Origin of the sequence: Mycobacterium sp. (genome assembly GCF_008709575.1) — a bacterium.
Classification (GTDB): domain Bacteria; phylum Actinomycetota; class Actinomycetes; order Mycobacteriales; family Mycobacteriaceae; genus Mycobacterium.
This window is the reverse complement of the sequence record NZ_VYIK01000356.1, coordinates 1-692: the sequence shown is the minus strand read 5'-3', so window position 1 is coordinate 692 and position 692 is coordinate 1. Positions and strand designations below refer to the sequence as shown.

Genomic DNA, 692 nt, shown 5'->3' with positions numbered 1-692 from the left:
GCCGTAGGACCCGGGTTCGATTCCCGGCAGCTCCACCAGGATAAAATAAAGCCGGCCGCGGCTGGACACCGGGCCGCGTGCGCGTCGGCCACTGGCTGGGTAGGTCACCCGGCTGAGCGAAGCCCATCGCATCGGGCGCCTCGATTCCGAGCTGCGCGGGCTCGCCCGAGGTCAATCGCGGGGGCTCGCTGTGGGCCGCGCTCCAGTCATAGTGGCTACCCTCCCTGGCATAACGGACGCAAAAATACCTCGCGACGTGCCGTTTCTCCGTAAACTGAGGCGCGATCGGAGTGTCGACCTGACAGTTTGCCCCCTGCTGGGGCGTTGTACGGACGGCAAAGGAGCAACCATCGATGACGTCGTCGGCTTCATCGGTCAGCGATACGGTGCCGTCTTTTGGCTATCATCCGGACTTTGAGCGAATAGACGTTGCCCTGGATCACGGTCACTTCATGCGGGCGCTAGTGCTCGATGGACCTGTCCGCGATCCTGTAAGTCGCGTCGCGGAATGCCGGTCACATTGGCGACCCGAAGTCGAGCTGCCCGAGGGTCTTTATTGGTTCCAGGGCATAGACGAAGGCGCCCTCATCCTGCAGGTAGCCGCCGGCGCGCCGCCGGGCGATGCCGTGATTACGCCGCTCGACCAGCTCACCGACAGTCATCCGCTTATGGCGGCGTGGGGCTGGGCGGAG

Annotated in this window: 1 protein-coding gene; it reads left to right on the top strand. The window is 64.5% G+C overall.

Annotation, left to right across the window (positions count from 1 at the left end; genetic code table 11):
• Positions 1-353: 353 nt before the first annotated feature.
• Positions 354-692: hypothetical protein (locus F6Q13_RS18930; protein WP_293059789.1), on the top strand; the 339-nt coding region annotated here is incomplete at its 3' end.